The organism is Herbaspirillum sp. VT-16-41 (assembly GCF_001994935.1).
Lineage (GTDB): Bacteria > Pseudomonadota > Gammaproteobacteria > Burkholderiales > Burkholderiaceae_D > Herbaspirillum > Herbaspirillum frisingense.
The window spans coordinates 1-426 of the sequence record NZ_MUXB01000213.1; the positions used below are offsets into that span (position 1 = coordinate 1).

The following is a 426-nucleotide window of genomic DNA, read 5'->3' on the forward strand; positions in this document are numbered from 1 at the left end:
CAGGCTGCGGTAAGCACCATCGCCCAGCCGCTCATCGCACCAATCACCAGACGCAGCGCGCCGTGTGCAATGGCGTTATCCGCCAGCGCCGAAAGAAAGGTCAGCGCAACAGCCCCCGCAACGCCAAGATACAGACGCATCTCGATATGTTTACTGGCGCGCATCGCATCCCACGCTCCCAGTAAATAACCGAGATAATTCATCGCGGCGACCAGCCCGGCACTGGTTAACGTCAGTTGTCCATCGCGAATCATCAGCGGCACCTGGGGCGTGAAGGCAAAGCGCCCTATTCCCATTGCCACCACCAGTACGATAAAGCCACAGAGCGCAATGCGTAGCGCCATGAAAACCTCTGACGTTAAAAAAAAGTAAAATTTATGATGCATTATGATGCAGCGAGGTGAAAGTGAAAGTTACTCACAGGCG

General features: G+C 54.7%; 1 protein-coding gene. It reads right to left on the reverse strand.

Annotated features, from left to right (window positions below; translation table 11 throughout):
* The coding region (locus tag BTM36_RS26570; protein WP_139347305.1) for a YbfB/YjiJ family MFS transporter at positions 1-344 on the reverse strand (344 nt) is incomplete at its 3' end.
* Positions 345-426: the final 82 nt, after the last annotated feature.